17 protein-coding genes are annotated in these 17878 nt (G+C 70.2%); 8 read left to right on the plus strand and 9 right to left on the minus strand.

Annotated elements, in window-relative coordinates; translation table 11 throughout:
• Window positions 1–290: 290 nt before the first annotated feature.
• Entirely contained in the window at window positions 291–1880 is a 1590-nt protein-coding gene (locus ACHBTE_RS21850) for an LCP family protein (protein WP_394725687.1), read from the plus strand.
• Window positions 1881–1910: 30 nt separating this feature from the next.
• Here the strand turns inward: ACHBTE_RS21850 and ACHBTE_RS21855 are convergent, their stop codons facing one another.
• Window positions 1911–2939, minus strand: coding sequence for a glycosyltransferase family 2 protein (locus ACHBTE_RS21855; RefSeq protein WP_394725688.1), 1029 nt, complete (start codon window positions 2937–2939; stop codon window positions 1911–1913).
• Window positions 2940–3080: 141 nt separating this feature from the next.
• Between ACHBTE_RS21855 and ACHBTE_RS21860 the strand changes: the two genes are divergently transcribed.
• Window positions 3081–4535: an LCP family protein gene (locus ACHBTE_RS21860; RefSeq protein WP_394725689.1), complete on the plus strand. Its 1455-nt coding sequence runs from the start codon at window positions 3081–3083 to the stop codon at window positions 4533–4535.
• A gap of 223 nt (window positions 4536–4758) precedes the next feature.
• Window positions 4759–5121 (plus strand): four-helix bundle copper-binding protein, encoded by a 363-nt coding sequence (locus ACHBTE_RS21865; RefSeq protein WP_394725690.1) that lies wholly within the window; start codon window positions 4759–4761, stop codon window positions 5119–5121.
• A 71-nt stretch (window positions 5122–5192) separates the two neighbouring features.
• Here the strand turns inward: ACHBTE_RS21865 and ACHBTE_RS21870 are convergent, their stop codons facing one another.
• Window positions 5193–6479, minus strand: a complete 1287-nt coding sequence (locus tag ACHBTE_RS21870) for an LCP family protein (protein ID WP_394725691.1) — start codon at window positions 6477–6479, stop codon at window positions 5193–5195.
• A 119-nt stretch (window positions 6480–6598) separates the two neighbouring features.
• On the opposite strand from ACHBTE_RS21870, the gene ACHBTE_RS21875 reads away from it, so the two are divergent.
• Window positions 6599–7156, plus strand: a complete 558-nt coding sequence (locus tag ACHBTE_RS21875) for an acyl-CoA thioesterase (RefSeq protein WP_394725692.1) — start codon at window positions 6599–6601, stop codon at window positions 7154–7156.
• Window positions 7157–7235: 79 nt separating this feature from the next.
• Here the strand turns inward: ACHBTE_RS21875 and ACHBTE_RS21880 are convergent, their stop codons facing one another.
• The gene (locus ACHBTE_RS21880; protein ID WP_394725693.1) at window positions 7236–8393 is read right to left on the minus strand and encodes an acyl-CoA dehydrogenase family protein; all 1158 of its coding nucleotides are present in this window, start codon (window positions 8391–8393) and stop codon (window positions 7236–7238) included.
• Window positions 8394–8583: 190 nt separating this feature from the next.
• On the opposite strand from ACHBTE_RS21880, the gene ACHBTE_RS21885 reads away from it, so the two are divergent.
• Window positions 8584–9930: a UDP-glucose dehydrogenase family protein gene (locus tag ACHBTE_RS21885; protein WP_394725694.1), complete on the plus strand. Its 1347-nt coding sequence runs from the start codon at window positions 8584–8586 to the stop codon at window positions 9928–9930.
• A 226-nt stretch (window positions 9931–10156) separates the two neighbouring features.
• Here the strand turns inward: ACHBTE_RS21885 and ACHBTE_RS21890 are convergent, their stop codons facing one another.
• Window positions 10157–10657 (minus strand): CGNR zinc finger domain-containing protein, encoded by a 501-nt coding sequence (locus ACHBTE_RS21890; protein ID WP_394725695.1) that lies wholly within the window; start codon window positions 10655–10657, stop codon window positions 10157–10159.
• A 146-nt stretch (window positions 10658–10803) separates the two neighbouring features.
• On the opposite strand from ACHBTE_RS21890, the gene ACHBTE_RS21895 reads away from it, so the two are divergent.
• Together ACHBTE_RS21895 and ACHBTE_RS21900 are read left to right on the plus strand one after the other, a co-directional pair.
• Window positions 10804–11163: a VOC family protein gene (locus ACHBTE_RS21895; RefSeq protein ID WP_394725697.1), complete on the plus strand. Its 360-nt coding sequence runs from the start codon at window positions 10804–10806 to the stop codon at window positions 11161–11163.
• A 42-nt stretch (window positions 11164–11205) separates the two neighbouring features.
• Window positions 11206–11592: a VOC family protein gene (locus tag ACHBTE_RS21900; RefSeq protein WP_394725698.1), complete on the plus strand. Its 387-nt coding sequence runs from the start codon at window positions 11206–11208 to the stop codon at window positions 11590–11592.
• Here the strand turns inward: ACHBTE_RS21900 and ACHBTE_RS21905 are convergent, their stop codons facing one another.
• From ACHBTE_RS21905 to ACHBTE_RS21920, 4 genes are all read right to left on the minus strand, one after another.
• A complete protein-coding gene (locus ACHBTE_RS21905; protein ID WP_394725699.1) occupies window positions 11593–12720 on the minus strand; it encodes a dipeptidase in 1128 nt (375 codons plus the stop codon).
• A gap of 193 nt (window positions 12721–12913) precedes the next feature.
• On the minus strand, window positions 12914–14098 hold the full coding sequence (locus tag ACHBTE_RS21910; RefSeq protein WP_394725700.1) for a dipeptidase: 1185 nt from the start codon (window positions 14096–14098) through the stop codon (window positions 12914–12916).
• Between the two features lie 5 nt (window positions 14099–14103).
• Complete coding sequence (gene purE / locus ACHBTE_RS21915; RefSeq protein ID WP_394725701.1) at window positions 14104–14631, minus strand: 5-(carboxyamino)imidazole ribonucleotide mutase; 528 nt, start codon at window positions 14629–14631, stop codon at window positions 14104–14106.
• Window positions 14628–15767 (minus strand): 5-(carboxyamino)imidazole ribonucleotide synthase, encoded by a 1140-nt coding sequence (locus ACHBTE_RS21920; protein ID WP_394725702.1) that lies wholly within the window; start codon window positions 15765–15767, stop codon window positions 14628–14630. Before ACHBTE_RS21920 ends, purE begins: the two co-directional genes overlap by 4 nt.
• A gap of 164 nt (window positions 15768–15931) precedes the next feature.
• On the opposite strand from ACHBTE_RS21920, the gene ACHBTE_RS21925 reads away from it, so the two are divergent.
• On the plus strand, window positions 15932–16489 hold the full coding sequence (locus ACHBTE_RS21925) for a GtrA family protein (protein ID WP_394725703.1): 558 nt from the start codon (window positions 15932–15934) through the stop codon (window positions 16487–16489).
• 60 nt (window positions 16490–16549) lie between these two features.
• Here the strand turns inward: ACHBTE_RS21925 and ACHBTE_RS21930 are convergent, their stop codons facing one another.
• A complete protein-coding gene (locus ACHBTE_RS21930) occupies window positions 16550–17821 on the minus strand; it encodes an ATP-binding protein (protein WP_394725704.1) in 1272 nt (423 codons plus the stop codon).
• Between the last annotated feature and the right edge of the window lie 57 nt (window positions 17822–17878).

Consider the following 17878-nt stretch of genomic DNA (forward strand, 5'->3'; position numbering starts at 1 on the left):
GGCGTTCGTTTGTCTGACACAGGACATGGGTGTGTCAGGCGCCATCGCCCCGACACACCACACGGCCGTGCCAAGGCTGGATTTTGCCGACACGTGGCCAACCGGGTTCGGACTCACGGGGGTCTGACAGGTTGCGAACCGGTGTCGGACAGGCTGGCCCGACATGGTTCGCTCCGTACCGGACAGGGAGGTCCGGCGCGGAGCGAAGCCGTGCCGGGCAAAGGGTGGGGAAGGGCAGAGAGTTGGCGCAGAGCAGTGTGCGAGGGACGGCCCCCGCGGTGGAGGACACCATGTCCCTCACCCCGCAGGCCGACCAGGACACGCCGGCCGACCTGGGCGGCCGGCACGGTGGCGGGGGACGCGGGGGCGGCTCGGGGACAGGCGGCGGCAGACCCCGCAAACGGCGGGTGCTGCGCTGGTCGGCGACCGTTCTGGCGGTGGTGATACTGGGCACCGCGGGTGCCGGCTATCTCTACTACCAGCACCTGAACGGCAATCTGAAGAAGGACGACCTCAACATCGGCGACGCCAAGGACCGCGCCGCCAGGACCGAGGCGAACGCGGCCGGCCAGACGCCGCTGAACATCCTGCTGATCGGCTCGGACGCGCGCGACAGCAAGGAGAACCAGAAGCTGGGCGGCGCCAAGGAGACGTTCGGCGGCACCCCGCTCGCCGACGTCCAGATGCTGCTGCACGTCTCCGCGGACCGCACCAACATGTCGGTCGTGAGCATGCCCCGCGACACCCTGGTCGACATCCCCAAGTGCACGGACCCCGACAGCGGGGACGTATACCCGGCCCTCCGGCGCGCCATGACGAACCGTTCGCTCGGCCGCGGCGGCCCGGGGTGCTCGGTGGCGACGTGGGAGAAGCTGACCGACATCCACATCGACCACTTCATGATGATCGACTTCTCGGGCGTGGTGTCGATGGCGGACGCGATCGGCGGCGTCCCGGTCTGCGTGAACGCCAACATCCACTCCAAGGACAGCGAGGGCCACGGCTCCGGGCTGAAGCTGGAGAAGGGCACCACGTACATCAAGGGCGAGCAGGCCCTTCAGTGGCTGCGCACCCGGTACGGCTTCGAGGACGGCAGCGACCTGGCCCGCGCCAAGGCGCAGCACATGTACATGAACTCGATGGTCCGCGAACTGCGCAAGAACGCGAAGCTCAGCAACCCGGGCAAGCTGCGCGCCCTCGCCGAGGCGGCCACCGAGGCGCTCACCGTGGACCCGGGCCTGGGCACGGTGGCCAAGCTCTACGACCTGGCGGGCGAGCTCAAGAAGGTGCCGACGTCACGCATCACGATGACGACGATGCCCAACGAGTACGACACGATCCAGACCGGCCGGGTGGTGCCCACCGAGGACGCGACCCAGTTGTTCCGGCTGGTGCGTGAGGACATCTCCCTCGACGGCAAGGGCAAGAAGAAGCCCGCGAAGGAGAAGACGTCCTCCGACCCGGCCGCGGCGGACGACGAGATCGCCGTCCAGGTGCGCAACGGCACCGGAACGGACACCCTCGCCCCGGTCCGCGGTCGCGCGACCACCGTCGCCGGGCTGCTGGCCGACAAGGGGTTCACGCAGTCCGTGGCGGACGCGTCGGGCACGGCGGCCGAGAAGACGACGGTCGTCCGCTATCCCAGCGCCGACCTGGAGGGCGATGCCCAGCGGGTCGCCAAGGCCCTCGGCATCCCCCTGAGCGCGGTGAAGAAGTCCACGGACGTCTCAGGTGTCACCCTCGTCGTCGGCGCCGACTGGCGGGACGACGCGGCGTACAAGGCACCGAAGCAGAACGACAGGACGCCGGACACGGCGGAGGCGCTGAACGGCTCGGACACCAAGGCGTGCATGAAGGTCGACCCGGACTTCACCTGGTGACCGGCTGACGGGCTCCCCTGCCCGGCGGGCTCAGTCGACGCTGAGCACGGCCGGGCGGCGGGAGGCGATGACCTTCCGCGCCAGCGAGCGCGGGCTGGTCAGGAAGCCGTAGCCCCAGGACATGTGCATGGTGGCGAGGGCGACCGGGATCTGGAGACGGGCCTTCAGCGGGAGGCCCTTGCCGGCCGGGACGGAACCGGCGGTGATGGCCGCGAGATAGCCGCCGGGGACCAGGAAGCCCCAGGGGGTCAGGGCGGCGCCGACCACGATGCCTGCCGCCATCGCGCACACCGCCGTGGGCGGGGCGAGGTAACGCAGGTTGATGGAGCCGGAGTGGTAGCGGGCGACGACGTGCCGCCAGCGGCCGTAGTCCTTGTACTGCTTGGCCAGCGCCTTCACGCTCGGCCTCGGGCGGTACGAGACCTTCAGCTCGGGCGAGAACCAGATCAGCCCGCCCGCTTCCCGGATACGGAAGTTGAGCTCCCAGTCCTGGGCGCGGATGAACTCCTCGTTGTAGCCGCCCTGTTGTTCCAGGGCCTCGCGCCGGAAGACTCCGAGGTAGACGGTCTCGGCCGCCTGCGCGTCGCCGCCGGTGTGGAAGGCGGCGTTGCCGACCCCGATCTTCGAGGTCATCGCGGCGGCGACGGCGTGCTCCCAGTCGTTCTCGCCCTCGGCGTGCATGATGCCGCCGACGTTCTGCGCGCCGGTCTCCTCCAGGAGCCGCACCGCGGTGGCGATGTAGTTCGGCGACAGGATGCCGTGGCCGTCGACGCGGACGACGATCGGGTGGCGGGAAGCCTTGATCGCGGCGTTGAGGGCGGCCGGTGTGCGGCCCGTCGGGTTCGGGACGGTGTGGACGCGAAGGTCTTCGGCCACGAGCTCGGCGGCGATCTCGTCCGTGCGGTCCGTGGACGGACCGAGGGCGATCACGACCTCCATCTCGCCGGCGTACTCCTGCGCGAGGATCGCTTGGACGGCTCCGCGCAGATGCCGCTCCTCGTTGAGGACGGGCATGATGACGGACACGGCGGGGAGCTGCACGTCGGGCTTGGCGTTCATAGGGGGCTCACGTTACCGCGAACGGGGGACAGCGGTGCGCGCCGCGGGGGCCGCTGCACCGGGCAGCAGATCGTATGGGCCTACGGTGCTAACGGATCCAGTACGGCCCCCAGGGCAAGCCCCAGCGGAGGTATCTCCCCCATGCCCACGCCGCCCCGCCAGTCTCCCCGTCCTGCGCAGCGCCGCACGCAGCCGTCCCGCCGCGGGGCGCGGCCGGTCGCGCCCGTACGGCGCAAGAGGCCGCGCTGGGCCATGCGGGCGGTGACCACGCTGTCCGTCGTGGTCCTCGCCTCCGCGGGGATCGGGCACGCGGTGGTCACCAGCCTGGACGCGAAGATCGCGCGCGTGGATCCCTTCAAGGACATGAAGAACCGGCCGCAGGCCGGGCACGGGATGAACGTGCTGCTCGTCGGCACCGACGGGCGCGACCGCATCAGCGCCGAGCAGCGCCGCAAGTACCGCCTGGGCGGGGCGCCCTGTCACTGCACCGACACGATGATGATCGTGCACATCTCGGCGGACCGGGAGCGGGCGAGCGTGGTGAGCCTGCCGCGCGACTCCTACGCCGAGGTGCCCGAGGGCGACGGCCACAAGGCACATCCCATCAAGATCAACGCGGCGTACGCGGAGGGCGGCCCGAACCTCACCGTGCGCACGGTCGAGCACATGACCCGTGTGAAGATCGACCACTATCTGGAGGTGGACTTCACCAGCTTCATGAAGACGGTGGATGTGCTCGGCGGCGTGGAGATCTGCACCGCCGCGCCGCTGAAGGACTCCTACACCGGGCTCGATCTGCCGGCCGGCACCCACCGGCTGATGGGCGGCGAGGCCCTTCAGTTCGTCCGCGCCCGGCACATCGACACCGACTCCGACCTGGGCCGGATGCAGCGCCAGCAGCGGTTCATGGCGGCGCTGATCGACCGGGCGACGTCGTCGGGGATCCTGCTGAACCCGATGCGCTTCAGGGATGTGACGCGGGCGGTGCTGGGCTCGGTGCGGGCCGACAAGGGGTTCGGGACGGGTGAGCTGCTCGACCTCGGGCGGGCGATGCGGAACTTCTCGCCGTCGTCGTCGGAGTTCACGACCGTGCCGATCGGGCAGATGGGATACGCCGTGAAGGGCGTCGGTTCCACCGTGAAGTGGGACACCGCGAAGGCGGAGCGCCTCTTCAGGGCCCTGCGTGAGGACAGGCCGCTGGCCGCGCACCGGCCCGAGCGCAAGGCGGTCCGGGTGGAGGTGGCCCCACAGGAGATCCGCGTCCAGGTGGAGAACGGCACGAAGACGGAGGGCCTCGGCAAGCGCGTCGACACGGCGCTGGCCGCCACCGGATTCCGTACGTCGGGCAAGCTGGCGGTCGCGGCGGACCGCGCCACGAAGCGGACGGTCGTCGCCCACGACCCCGGCTGGGACCGCTCGGCCAAGTCCCTGGCCGCCGCGCTGCCCGGGAGCGAACTGCGGCCGGTGAAGGGGCTGGGGCCGACCCTGAAGGTGATCGTCGGGGAGGACTTCAAGCAGGTCAGGAAGGTGAAGGCGGAGGATCCGACGCAGGGTGAGGCCGTGGTGCTGCGGGGGGACGAGGCAGGGTGCTCGTAGCGCCCGTCGCGTCCGCCACGCTCGGTCACGTACGTTCCCCATCGGTGGCAGTGCGTAACTCCAATGGAGCTGTGGGGTGGCCTTCCGTACGGTGTCGGGCGCCTTGCACCGTGCGGCATTCGGTGGGAAATGTCGCGTCCCCCCGATGGCGCAGCGCGGTGGGCGGGCGTAGGACGGAAGGGCACGGGGCCCGCCCCGGGCTCCCGCACCCCCAGGAGGAGCCATGACCCAGCCCGGAATGATGAGCGCCATGAGCCCGGAGATGCAGGCCTGCGTCGACGCGTGCATGTCCTGCCACGCCATGTGCGAGGAGACGATGAGCTCCTGCATGCAGGCGGGCGGTCAGCCGCAGATGCAGATCATGCGGGCGCTCATGGACTGCGCCGAGACCACTCGTATGTGCGCGGACATGATGATGCGCCGCTCGCCCATGTCGGCCGAGATGTGCGCGATGTGCGCCAAGGCCTGTGAGATGTGCGCCGAGGCGTGTATGTCCATGCCGGACGATCCCCAGATGATGCGCTGTGCCGAGGCGTGTCGCCGCTGCGCCGAGAGCTGCCGCACGATGGCCGGCGCCACCATGTGACGACCGCCGGACGCCCGCGAGGGCACCCCGTCGGGGTGCCCTCGGTGTGTGCGGGCCGGTACCGGCGGCGCTCACTTGCCGGAGACGGTCACCTTCTCGTCGTTCTTCAACTGCTCCACCAGCGTCTTCACCTTCGCGGTGTCCCACTGGAGGTTGCCGTTGGCGGCGTTGCCCGAGATCGGCATGTTCATGGACTTGCCCTCGCCGCCGCTGACGCTCTTCATCGCCCAGAACATGGACGCCAGGTCCCACAGGCTCATGTCCTTGTCGACGATCAGGGAGTCCAGACCGGCGCCCATGGTCGGGTACAGCTTGAACGGGTTCAGCACGGTGCCCGGGGTCGCCACCTGGTTGGCCAGCGCCGAGAGGAACTTCTGCTGGTTCTTCGTGCGGTCCAGGTCGGAGCCGGCCAGGGCGTACCGGGTGCGGACGAAGGCGAGCGACTCCTCGCCGTTCAGGGTCTGCTTGCCCTTCTTGAAGTCCGCGCCGGACTTGGAGTCCTTGATGTCCTGCGGGATGTCGATCTCGACGCCGCCGACGGAGTCCACGATGTTGGCGAAGCCCGCGAAGCCGATCTCGACATAGTGGTCGATGCGCAGGTTCGTGTTGGCCTCGACGGTACGGACCAGCAGTTCGGGGCCGTCCTCGGAGTACGCCGCGTTCAGCTTGGTCTGGCGGCCGGTGCCCTCGTAGAACTTGCCGGAGTCCGAGCCCTTGTAGGACGGGATCGTGACGTTCGAGTCGCGCGGCAGCGAGATCAGCGTGTCGCCGTTGCTGCCGACGTGCAGGATCATCATCGAGTCCGTGCGCTTGCCCTCGGCGGAGCCGGTGCGCAGCCTCTTCTTCTCCTCGGCCGACATGCCCGCACGGCTGTCGGAGCCGACGATCAGGTAGTTCGTGCCCTCGCCCGCCTCGGGCCGCTCGATGACCTTGGACAGGTCCACCTCGCGGTTGAGCTTGGAGTCGGCCCAGAAGTAGGTGGCGACGCTCGTCACGAGCAGCAGCGTCACAAGGGTGATGGCGGTCACCTTGATACGGCGCCGCCAGTTCGGCGCGGGCCGCGGCTCACGCATCCCGCCCCGGTCACGGCCGCCCCCGCCGCCGCCGTAGACCTGGCCGGTGTTGTAGCCGCTGTCGTACCCGTCGTCGTAGCCGCTGTCCTGGTAACCGCCGTGGCCCTGGCCGTCGACGTACGACTGCTGGCGCGGCACCCCGCCGTATCCCTGGCCGGGCGGCGCCGCCTGGCCGCGGCGGACCTGCCGCATCACGCGCGCGCCCTCGGGCTGTGCGCTCGCGCTGCCGCGTCCGTAGCGGTTGCCGCGGTTGTCGTCGGACCATGCCTGGGGCCAGTCATTCATGCGCCCCAGTGTGCAGGGCACGGCCAGGTGACTTACAAGGTTCGGCGGAAAATAGGGTCACTGCTGTTGCGAACCCAACACAAAGTCCGCGAATGTCGACGCGGCATAAGGTGGAGGCCATGACAGACCAGGTCACCGCCCCGGAGTCGGGCACACCGGAGATCCCGGGCAAGCCGACGTCGGCCTCCCGCACCACGCTCAGCCACATCATGACCCACAACGACACCAACCTTCTGGGCACGGTGCACGGCGGTGTGATCATGAAACTCGTCGACGACGCGGCGGGCGCCGTGGCCGGACGGCACAGCGGCGGCCCCGCCGTCACCGCGTCCATGGACGAGATGGCCTTCCTGGAGCCGGTGCGCGTCGGCGACCTCGTCCATGTGAAGGCGCAGGTCAACTGGACCGGGCGGACCTCGATGGAGGTCGGCGTACGCGTCCTGGCCGAGCGTTGGAACGAGTCGGCGCCGCCCACCCAGGTCGGCTCGGCGTATCTGGTGTTCGCGGCGGTGGACGCGGACGGCAAGCCGCGCCGGGTGCCGCAGGTGATACCGGAGACCGAGCGCGACAAGCGGCGCTGCCAGGAGGCACAGATCCGCCGCACCCACCGGCTGGCCCGCCGCCGCGCGATCAAGGAACTGCGGGAGCGGCGGCTGGCGGAGGGGTTCGAGGACTGAGGCCGCCCGCCGCCCGGGCGGAGCACGGAACGACTGAGGGGCGCCGGTGTTCCGGCGCCCCTCAGCTATGCACTGGCTGTTACGGAAGGTTCCTGGCCATGACGATGCGCTGGACCTGGTTCGTGCCCTCGTATATCTGCGTGATCTTGGCGTCGCGCATCATGCGCTCCACCGGGTAGTCACGGGTGTAGCCGTACCCGCCGAGGAGCTGGACGGCGTCCGTGGTGGCCTCCATGGCTATGTCGGAGGCGAAGCACTTGGCGGCGGCGCCGAGGTAGGTCAGGTCGGCGTCGCCCCGCTCGGAGGCGGCGGCGGCCTGGTAGGTCAGGGCGCGGGCGGCCGAGATCTTCATCGCCATGTCGGCGAGCATGAACTGGATGCCCTGGAAGTCGGCGATCGGCTTGCCGAACTGCTTGCGCTCCTGGACATAGCCCTTGGCGTAGTCGAGGGCGCCCTGCGCGATGCCGAGGGCCTGGGCGGCGATGGTGATGCGGGTGTGGTCCAGCGTCTTCATCGCGGTGGCGAAGCCGGTGCCCTCCTCGCCGATCATGCGGTCCGCAGGGATGCGCACGTTGTCGAGGTAGACCTCGCGGGTCGGGGAGCCCTTGATGCCGAGCTTCTTCTCCGGGGCGCCGAAGGAGACGCCCTCGTCGGACTTCTCGACGACGAAGGCGCTGATGCCCTTGGAGCGCTTCGTCGGGTCGGTGACCGCCATCACCGTGTAGTACTCGGAGACGCCGGCGTTGGTGATCCAGCGCTTGACGCCGTTGAGGATCCAGTGGTCTCCGTCGCGGACGGCCTTGGTCTTCATGCCGGCCGCGTCCGAACCGGCGTCGGGCTCGGAGAGGCAGTACGAGAACATGCCCTCGCCCTTGGCGAGCGGGGTCATGTACTTCTTCTTGAGGTCCTCGGAGCCGGAGAGGATCACCGGGAGCGAGCCCAGCTTGTTCACGGCCGGGATGAGGGAGGAGGACGCGCAGACGCGGGCCACCTCCTCGATCACGATCACCGTGGCGAGCGCGTCGGCGCCCGCGCCGCCGAACTCCTCGGGGACGTGCACCGCGTGCAGGTCGCCGGCGACCAGGGCGTCCAGCGCCTCCTGCGGGAAGCGGGCCTCCTCGTCGACCGCGGCGGCGTGCGGCGCGATCTTCGCCTCGGCCAGCGAGCGGATCGCGTCACGGAGCATGTCGTGCTCCTCGGACGGGCGGTACAGGTCGAAGTCAGCCGATCCGGCCAAGGTCTCTCACGCTCCAAGGACGCTGTGTGTCTAAGTGCGATGCTGGCGCTAATTACCGTTAAGTAACTCAAATTTTAAGGGTCGGCCCACCGGACGGGTACGTGAGCTTGGCGACAGCTGGGAAGTTGCCCGTCAGGGGCTCCGACTATGCTCGGCTCCGCATCGACGCCGTCCCTGTCTGGAGTACCCCATGCCCCTCAAGATCACCGTGATCGGCGCCGGCGGCTACCTGGGCACCACACACGCCGCCGCCATGGCCGAGCTCGGCTTCGAGGTCCTGGGCATCGATGTCGTACCCGAGAAGATCAAGGGGCTCGAAGAGGGCCGGGCCCCGATGTTCGAGCCGGGTCTTGACGAACTGCTGAGCAGGCATGTCGCCGGGATCGAGGGTTCCACCGGCCGGCTTCGCTTCACCATGGACTGGGAAGAGATCGCCGACTTCGGCGATGTCCATTTCATCTGCGTCAACACACCCCAGCGCCACGGCGAGTACGCCTGCGACATGTCTTACGTGGACAACGCGGTGAGCTGGCTCGCCCCGCACCTGAAGCGGCCCGCGCTCGTCGTCGGCAAGTCGACGGTGCCCGTGGGGTCGGCGGAGCGGCTGGCCAAGGTGCTGGCCGAGCTGGCACCCGTCGGTGCGGAGGCAGAGCTCGCCTGGAACCCGGAGTTCCTGCGCGAGGGCTTCGCCGTCCAGGACACGCTGCACCCGGACCGGATCGTGGTCGGCGTGCGCAGCGAGCGGGCCGAGAAGCTGCTGCGCGAGGTGTACGCGACGCCGATCGCGGACGGCTCCCCCTTCGTCGTCACCGACTTCCCCACCTCCGAGCTGGTGAAGACCTCCGCCAACTCCTTCCTGGCCACCAAGATCTCGTTCATCAACGCGATGGCGGAGGTGTGCGAGGCCGCCGGCGGCGATGTCGCCAAGCTGGCGGAGGCCATCGGGTACGACGACCGGATCGGGAAGAAGTTCCTGCGGGCCGGGATCGGGTTCGGGGGCGGCTGTCTGCCCAAGGACATCCGCGCGTTCATGGCGCGGGCCGGTGAGCTGGGCGCCGACCAGGCGCTGACCTTCCTGCGCGAGATCGACTCGATCAACATGCGTCAGCGCGGGCAGATGGTGGAGCTCACGCGGGAGGCGCTGGGTGGTGGTCCCTTCCTGGGCAAGCGGGTCGCCGTGCTCGGCGCCACCTTCAAGCCGGACTCGGACGACGTACGGGACTCGCCCGCGCTGAACGTCGCCGGGCAGATCCACCTCCAGGGCGGCCAGGTCACGGTCTACGACCCGAAGGGCATGGCGAACGCCCGCCGTATCTTCCCCACCCTCGGCTATGCCGACACCGCGCTGGAGGCGGTGCGGGGCGCCGATGTCGTACTGCATCTGACGGAATGGCGGGAGTTCCGCGAGCTGGACCCGGCGGAGCTGGGTGCGGTCGTCGCGGCCAGGGTCTTGCTGGACGGGCGCAATGCGCTCGATCCCCAGGTGTGGCGTGACGCGGGCTGGAACTACCGGGCGATGGGCCGGCCGACGGCCTAGCCGATGCGGGTGCGGTCGTGACGGCTCCGTGTCCATGAGCGCCGGGCCGTGCAGATCATGACGTTCTGAGCGGGCCGGTGCGTCGCCGTGCCCGGCCGCCGGCTCGGGGCGGACGGGTGACGCCGTTTCGGCCGAGGCTCAGTCGGCCGAAACGGCGTCTTGTGGCATTCTGCCCCACAACGGCCGTGGAGCGCCGAGTGAATCTTCAACAACCTTGCGAAAAGGCTCACTTGGCTCGGTAGCGCCGCATCTTCGCACGCGCCCCGCACACCTGCATCGAGCACCAGCGGCCACGGCCGGCGGGGCTGCGGTCGTAGTACGCCCACAGACAGTCGGCCGCCTCGCAGGCCTTCAGCCGGGTCCAGGTGTCCTCGACGAGGGCCCGGGCGATCGCCGCCGCGACCCGGGAGGGCAGCGGGGCCTCGTCGGCCGCGCCCAGGGTGGCCGAGCCGTCACCGGCGTCGACCCTGACGAGCAGCGGGGCCGCCGACAGCAGCTCGCCCAGCGGGGTCACCGGGCGGTGCGGCGGATGGCCCGCGTGGGCGAGCAGAGCCACGCGCAGGGACTCCCGCAGCTCCCGTGCCCCCGGCAGATCCTCCTCGGCCAGCCCGAAGCGCGCCCGCCCCTGCGCCGTGTCCAGCGCGTCGGCACCCGTCTCCACATCCAGTGTGTTGACCAGGGACTGGATGAGTTCCAGGCCCCCGGGCGCGGGCGATCTCTCACTCATGGCTGCACGCTACCTCCCGCATTTCCCCTTGCGATGTTACTGCCGATGCGGGAGCATGCGGTAACGGCGTTACCTGTTGAAGGCCGATGCAGGTAACGGTATCGATGCAGGCGACCACGCCTCACCAACGCTTTCAGGAGGAAGTCATGGCCATCGCCGGACTGGGCGCCGTCGTCCTGGACTGTCCCGACCCCAACGCCCTCGCGGACTTCTACGCGCGCGTGCTCGGCGGCACCGTCGTGGAGGAGGAGGACTGGGTCGACCTGAAGCTGCCCGGCGGGCAGACGCTGGCGTTCCAGGCCGCCCCCGGATACGTACCGCCGAAGTGGCCGTCGCCCGAGCACTCGCAGCAGTTCCACCTGGACCTGACCGTCGAGGATCTGGACGCCGCCGAGAAGGAGGTGCTGGCCCTCGGCGCGAAGCCACTGGAGACCGAGGACCGGGCGCGGACCTTCAGGGTTTACGCCGACCCGGCCGGGCACCCGTTCTGTCTGTGCGCCTGCTGATCACGCGAGCCCGCTGATCCGCCCCGACCCCGGGAGGAACCGATGGCCCCCGTCGCACCCTTGCGTTCCGTCGTCATCGACTGCCCCGACCCGCGTGCCCTGGCCCGCTTCTACGCCGGCGTCGGCGGCGGTACGCCCGAGGACGACGACCCCGGCTGGGTGGTGCTCCGGCTGCCGGGCGGGCCACGGCTCGCCTTCCAGCCGGCGCCCGGCTTCACCCCGCCGGAGTGGCCGCGGGCCGACCGCAAATCCCAGCAGTTCCACCTGGACTTCGACGCCGGGTCCACCTGGGAGGAGGTCGAGGCGGCCCAGGAGAAGGTGCTGGCGCTGGGTGCGCGGCTGCTGCACGCCGAGGACAAGGACGACTTCCGGGTGTACGCCGATCCGGCGGGGCATCCGTTCTGCCTCTGCCGGATCGAGCACGAGTGATCAGCCGTCGAACTCCGCGATCTTCGCCGTCGACGGCTCCCGGCGGCGCTGTGCCTCCCGGGCCGTGAAGTCGGCCTCACGCAGGACGCGCTGGACGTTACCCCAGGTCAGCAGCGCGATATCGGCATCCGACCAGTCCCGCCGCAGCAGCTCCGCGATGAGGTGCGGGTAGCGGGAGGCATCGGCGAGGTCCTGGGGATGGGCGGCGCCGGCGTCGTAGGTGCCGGAGAGGCCGACGCACTCCGGGCCGGCGACCTTGCGCACATGGTCGAGGTGGTCGGCGACGTCCCGGACCGAGGGGCCGGTCTGCTCGGCGGTGAGCGGCACCATGCACAGGCCCTTGACCGCGCCGAGCCGGGCGAGGAGCTCGTCGCTGAGGTTGGCCGGGTGGGGGCGCAGGGCGAGGGCGGCGGAGCGCGCGCACATGACCGGCGCCTTGGAGACGGCGCACGCGCGGCGCACCGTGTCGGCGGAGGCGCCGGAGAGGTCGGCCAGCACGCCGAGGCGGTTCATCTCGCGCAGCACCTCCTCACCGAACCGGGTCAGCCCCGCCTCGCTCGCCCAGGACGTGCCGCACAGGGTGAGGACCCGCAGTCCGAGGCCGTGCAGCGAGCGCAGGATGCCGAGGGAGTCGCCGAGGGCCGCGGCTCCCGCGGGACCGGGCAGGACGGCGACCCGGCCGCAGTGCTGGACATCGGTGATCGGGCCGGGGGTGTCGGCGAGGCGCAGCCCCTCGGGATGGGCCCGCACGACGGTCTTCACCAGGTCCAGCTGTTCCAGCGTGGCACCGACGGCCCGGTCTCCGCCCAGCCCCTCGGGCAGGTGCAACGCCCAGAACAGCGCGCCGACATGGCCTTCGCGCATCCGCGGCACATCGGTGTCCACAGCGCTCTCGCCGAGTTCCAGATCGAACCAGGGCAGGTGGCGCAGGGCCCATGGCAGCCCGCTGTATCCGTCGGCCACGGGGTGCGTGACGAGCAGGGCATGGGCCCGGTCGAGGAGACCGGCGTCGGTGCCCTCACCGGGGCCGGTGACCGGTTCGGACGGTTCCCCGGGGAGCCGGTCGGGCAGGTCGTCGAGCGCGCCGACCTCGGAGCTGGTGTCCAGTTCGTCCTTGAGGTCTGCCATGGCGGTCTCCGTACGTGATCGGTGTCCTGATCAGCAGTACGGTTCACCGTCGCACGGACCCGCGGCGGCTTCCTGGTGGGCGGGGCGTTCGAGGGTACGGCCCCGCGTCGAGCGTCGAGCGTCGAGCATCAAGCGTCGAGCGCGGTGCGGGGGCGGGGGCCGGTCGCGCGCCGGCCCCCGCCCCCAGGGGTTGTCAGCCGTCCAGCTGCTCGATGGTCGCGTTGGACGGACCCCGGCCGGCTCGCAGGTCGCGGGCCACGTCCTCGGCCGCGCCCAGCACTCGTACCGCGTTCTGCCAGGTCAGCTTGGCCAGGTCGGTCCTCGACCAGCCGCGGTCCAGCAGTTCGGCGATCAGGTTGGGGTAGCCGGAGACGTCGTTCAGGCCGTCCGGGGTGAAGGCGGTGCCGTCGTAGTCGCCGCCGATGCCGAGGTGGTCGATGCCGGCGGCCTCGCGCATGTGGTCCAGGTGGTCGGCGACCGTGGACACCGTGGCGACCGGGCGCGGGGTGTTCTCCTCGAAGGCGCGATGGACCTTCATCGCCTCTGCGGTGGTGTCGAGGTGATGGAAGCCGTGGGCGCGCATGTTCTCGTCGGCCGCGGCCGTCCAGTCGACGGCGGCCTGGAGGACGAACTTCGGCACGAACGTCACCATCGCGACACCGCCGTTGCCGGGGAGGCGTTCCAGGACGTCGTCCGGGATGTTGCGCGGGTGGTCGCAGACCGCGCGGGCCGAGGAGTGGGAGAAGATCACCGGGGCGACCGAGACGTCGAGCGCGTCGCGCATCGTCGTCGCCGCCACGTGCGAGAGGTCGACGAGCATGCCCTCGCGGTTCATCTCCCGGACCACCTCGCGGCCGAACGCCGACAGGCCGCCCACCCCGGGCTCGTCCGTCGCGGAGTCGGCCCACGCGATGTTGTCGTTGTGGGTGAGGGTCATGTACCGGACGCCGAGGGCGTACAACGCGCGTAGCGTCGCGAGCGAGTCGGCGATGGAGTGGCCGCCCTCGGCGCCGATGAGGGAGGCGATACGGCCCTCGGCGCGGGCCGCCTCCATGTCCGCCGCCGTCGCCGCCGGGCGCAGGGCGTCCGGGTGACGCTCGATCAACTGCCGTACGCAGTCGATCTGTTCGAGGGTGGCGCTGACCGCGGTGTCCCCCGCGAAGTCCGACCGCACGTACACCGACCAGAACTGCGCGCCGACGCCGCCCGCGCGCAGCCGGGGGATGTCGGTGTGCAGATGGGCTCGCTGGTCGCCGGCGATGTCCCGGGCGTCGAGGTCGTAGCGGACCTGCTGGCGCAGGGCCCACGGCAGGTCGTTGTGGCCGTCGACGACCGGGAACTCGCGCAGCAGTTCCCGCGCTGTCTCCAGTGCGGTCATCGCCGTCACTTCCCCGGGCCGAAGCCGAAGCCCGCCGCGCCCTCCACCTTGGCGCGCAGCCGCTTGCCCTTCTCGGTGGCCTGGTCGTTCAGGTCCTGCTGGAAGTCACGCATCTTCTGCATCAGGTCCTCGTCGTGGGCGGCGAGGATGCGGGTGGCCAGCAGACCGGCGTTGCGGGCGCCCGCGACCGAGACGGTGGCCACCGGGACGCCGGCCGGCATCTGCACGATCGACAGCAGCGAGTCCATGCCGTCGAGGTACTTCAGCGGGACGGGGACGCCGATGACCGGCAGCGGGGTGACCGAGGCGAGCATGCCCGGCAGGTGGGCGGCGCCGCCGGCACCGGCGATGATCACCTTCAGTCCGCGCTCGGCTGCCTGCTCGCCGTAGGTGATCATCTCGCCGGGCATGCGGTGCGCGGAGACGACGTCGACCTCGTACTCGATCTCGAACTCGTCGAGGGCCTTGGCGGCGGCCTCCATGACGGGCCAGTCGGAGTCCGACCCCATGACGATGCCAACAACAGGGCTCATTCGGTGATCGTGCCTCTCAGATAACCGGCAGCGTGACGCGCGCGCTCGAGAACGTCGTCCAGGTCGTCGCCGTAGGTGTTGACGTGGCCGACCTTGCGGCCGGGCTTCACATCCTTGCCGTACATGTGGATCTTGAGCTGCGGGTCGCGGGCCATGCAGTGCAGGTACGCGGAGTACATGTCGGGGTAGTCGCCGCCGAGGACGTTGACCATGACCGTCCACCTGGCGCGTGGGCGCGGGTCGCCGAGGGGGAGGTCGAGGACCGCGCGGACATGGTTGGCGAACTGGGAGGTGACCGCGCCGTCCTGGGTCCAGTGGCCCGAGTTGTGCGGGCGCATCGCCAGTTCGTTGACGAGGATGCGGCCGTCGCGGGTCTGGAACAGCTCGACGGCGAGGTGGCCGACGACGCCGAGTTCCTTGGCGATGGTCAGGGCCATCTCCTCGGCCTTGAGCGCGAGGGCCTCGTCGAGGTCGGGGGCGGGCGCGATGACCGTGTCGCAGACGCCGTTCACCTGCTGGGACTCGACCACCGGGTAGGCGACGGCCTGGCCGTGCGGGGAGCGTACGACGTTCGCGGCAAGCTCACGGACGTAGTCGACCTTCTCCTCGGCGAGGACCGGAACGCCGGCGCGGAAGGGGTCCGCGGCCTCCTCGGCGGACTCGACGACCCAGACGCCCTTGCCGTCGTAGCCGCCGCGGACGGTCTTGAGGACGACCGGGAAGCCGTCGCCCTCGGCCGCGAACGCGACCACGTCCAGCGGATCGGTCACGATGCGGTGCCGTGGGCAGGGCACACCGATCGCATCGAGCCTCGCGCGCATCACGCCCTTGTCCTGGGCGTGCACGAGCGCGTCCGGGCCGGGCCGGACGGGGATGCCGTCCGCCTCCAGGGCCCTGAGGTGCTCGGTGGGTACATGTTCGTGATCGAAGGTGATCACATCGCAGCCCCTCGCGAACTCGCGCAGCGTGTCGAGGTCGCGATAGTCGCCGATGACGACATCGCCTACGACCTGCGCCGCGGAATCCTGAGGGGTGTCACTGAGGAGCTTGAACCTGATGCCCAGCGGGATGCCTGACTCGTGTGTCATACGAGCGAGCTGGCCCCCGCCGACCATGCCGACTACCGGGAACGTCACGCCCCTAGGGTATCGGCCGCGCCGGGGCGACCCTCTTACCGGACTTTTCCCGGGCCGCATCCCGGCGTATGAGCCCGCCCACAGGCAATCGTGGAAGGGGGTGGTTAGCATGGCTGGGTTGACGAAACCGACCGATAAATCGACCGACAGGAGCCTTCACGACCATGGGACGTGGTTCCTCGGGGCTTCATACGGCGCCTCCGGCACCTCGCAGTGCCGTCCGGCAGCGCGTCGACCGGCTGGTGCGTGAGGTGGCCAAATTCGGCGCGGTGGGTGGAGCGGGGCTGCTGGTCAATCTCCTCGTGTTCAACCTGGTACGTCATGTGACCGACCTCCAGGTGGTGCGGGCGAGTGTCATCGCCACCGTCGTCGCGATCATCTTCAACTACCTCGGGTTCCGCTACTTCACGTACCGGGACCGCGACAAGAGTCGTCGTACGAAGGAACTGGGTCTGTTCCTGCTGTTCAGCGTGGTCGGTCTGGTGATCGAGAACGGTGTGCTGTACACGGCGACGTACGGATTCGGGTGGGACAGCCCGCTCCAGAGCAACATCTTCAAGTTCCTCGGCATCGGTGTCGCGACGCTGTTCCGGTTCTGGTCCTACCGGACGTGGGTGTTCCGCGCTCTGCCGGTGCAGGAGCCGGTGTCCGACGGCGCCGAATCGTTCCTGGAGAAGCGGGGACGGTCGGAGAAGCCGCGGGTACGGCAGCGGGTCGGCTGACGCCGCCGACTGCCGCGCATCACCCCCTGACCCCGACGGCCCCCCGCCGTCACCCCCACGTCACCTGACCGTCGCGCCCGAGTCGGCCGGCTTCTTCGGTGGCGGGGTGCGCGACAGGAACAGGGCCAGGACCGGCGGATTCGCCTGGAGCATTTCCAGGCGGCCCCCGTCGGCCTCGGCGAGATCCCGGGCCACCGCCAGGCCGATGCCCGTGGAGTTGCGTCCGCTGATGGCCCGCTCGAAGATGCGGGCGCCCAGGTCGGGCGGGATGCCGGGGCCCTCGTCCGTGACCTCGATGACCGACTGGTTGCCGGTGACGCGGGTGCGCAGCGCCACCGTGCCGCCGCCGTGCATGAGGGAGTTCTCGATCAGCGCGGCGAGGACCTGCGCGACCGCGCCCGGGGTGCCGACCGCCTCCAGGTGCCGCTTGCCCGAGGTCACGATCGCCCGCCCCGCGCTGCGGTACGCCGGACGCCACTCGGCCAGCTGCTGCTGGATGACCTCGTCGAGGTCGAAGGTGACGGCGGAGCCGCTGCGTGGATCGCGGGAGTTGGTCAGGAGGCGTTCGACCACGTCCGTGAGGCGCTCCACCTGCGCCAGGGCGATGGTCGCCTCGTCCTTCACCGTCTCGGGATCGTCGGTGAGGGTGATCTCCTCCAGGCGCATCGAGAGCGCGGTGAGCGGGGTGCGCAGCTGGTGGGAGGCGTCCGCGGCCAGCCGGCGCTCCGCGGTCAGCATGCGGGCGATGCGCTCCGCGGAGGAGTCCAGCACGTCCGCCACCCGGTCCAGCTCGGGGACGCCGTACCGCTTGTGCCGGGGGCGGGGGTCGCCCGAGCCGAGGCGTTCGGCCGTCTCGGCCAGGTCGGTGAGCGGCGAGGCCAGCCGGTTCGCCTGGCGCACCGCCAGCAGCACCGCCGCGATCACCGCCAGCAGCGCCACCGCCCCGATGATCAGCAAGGTACGGCCGACCTCCCGGGTCACCGAGGAGCGCGGCTCCTGCACGGTGACCGTCTCGCCCTCCTCACCCGTCTCGGTGGCGGCGATGACGTCACCCGTGGGCTTGCTGCCCACCTCGATGAGGGACTGGCCGGGGATGCGGATCTCGGCGTACCGGTCCCCCTGGATCTGGTCCCGCAGCACCGAGGCGTTCACGGTCTCGTCCCCGAGGAGCCGGCTGTCCACGATGCTGGCCAGCCGGACGGCCTCGGTGTCCACGCGCTCCTGCGCGGTACTGGTGATCGTCCGCGTCTCGACGATCACGAGCGACACGCCGAAGACGGCGATGACGACGAGAACGACGGCGAGCGTGGACTGGATCAGTCGACGACGCATGTCCTGCTACTTGTCGGTCTAGTGGTTCGTACGGCTCGTGCGGCGCGTAGGGCCTTG

This window comes from Streptomyces sp. M41 (genome assembly GCF_043673425.1).
Lineage (GTDB): Bacteria > Actinomycetota > Actinomycetes > Streptomycetales > Streptomycetaceae > Streptomyces.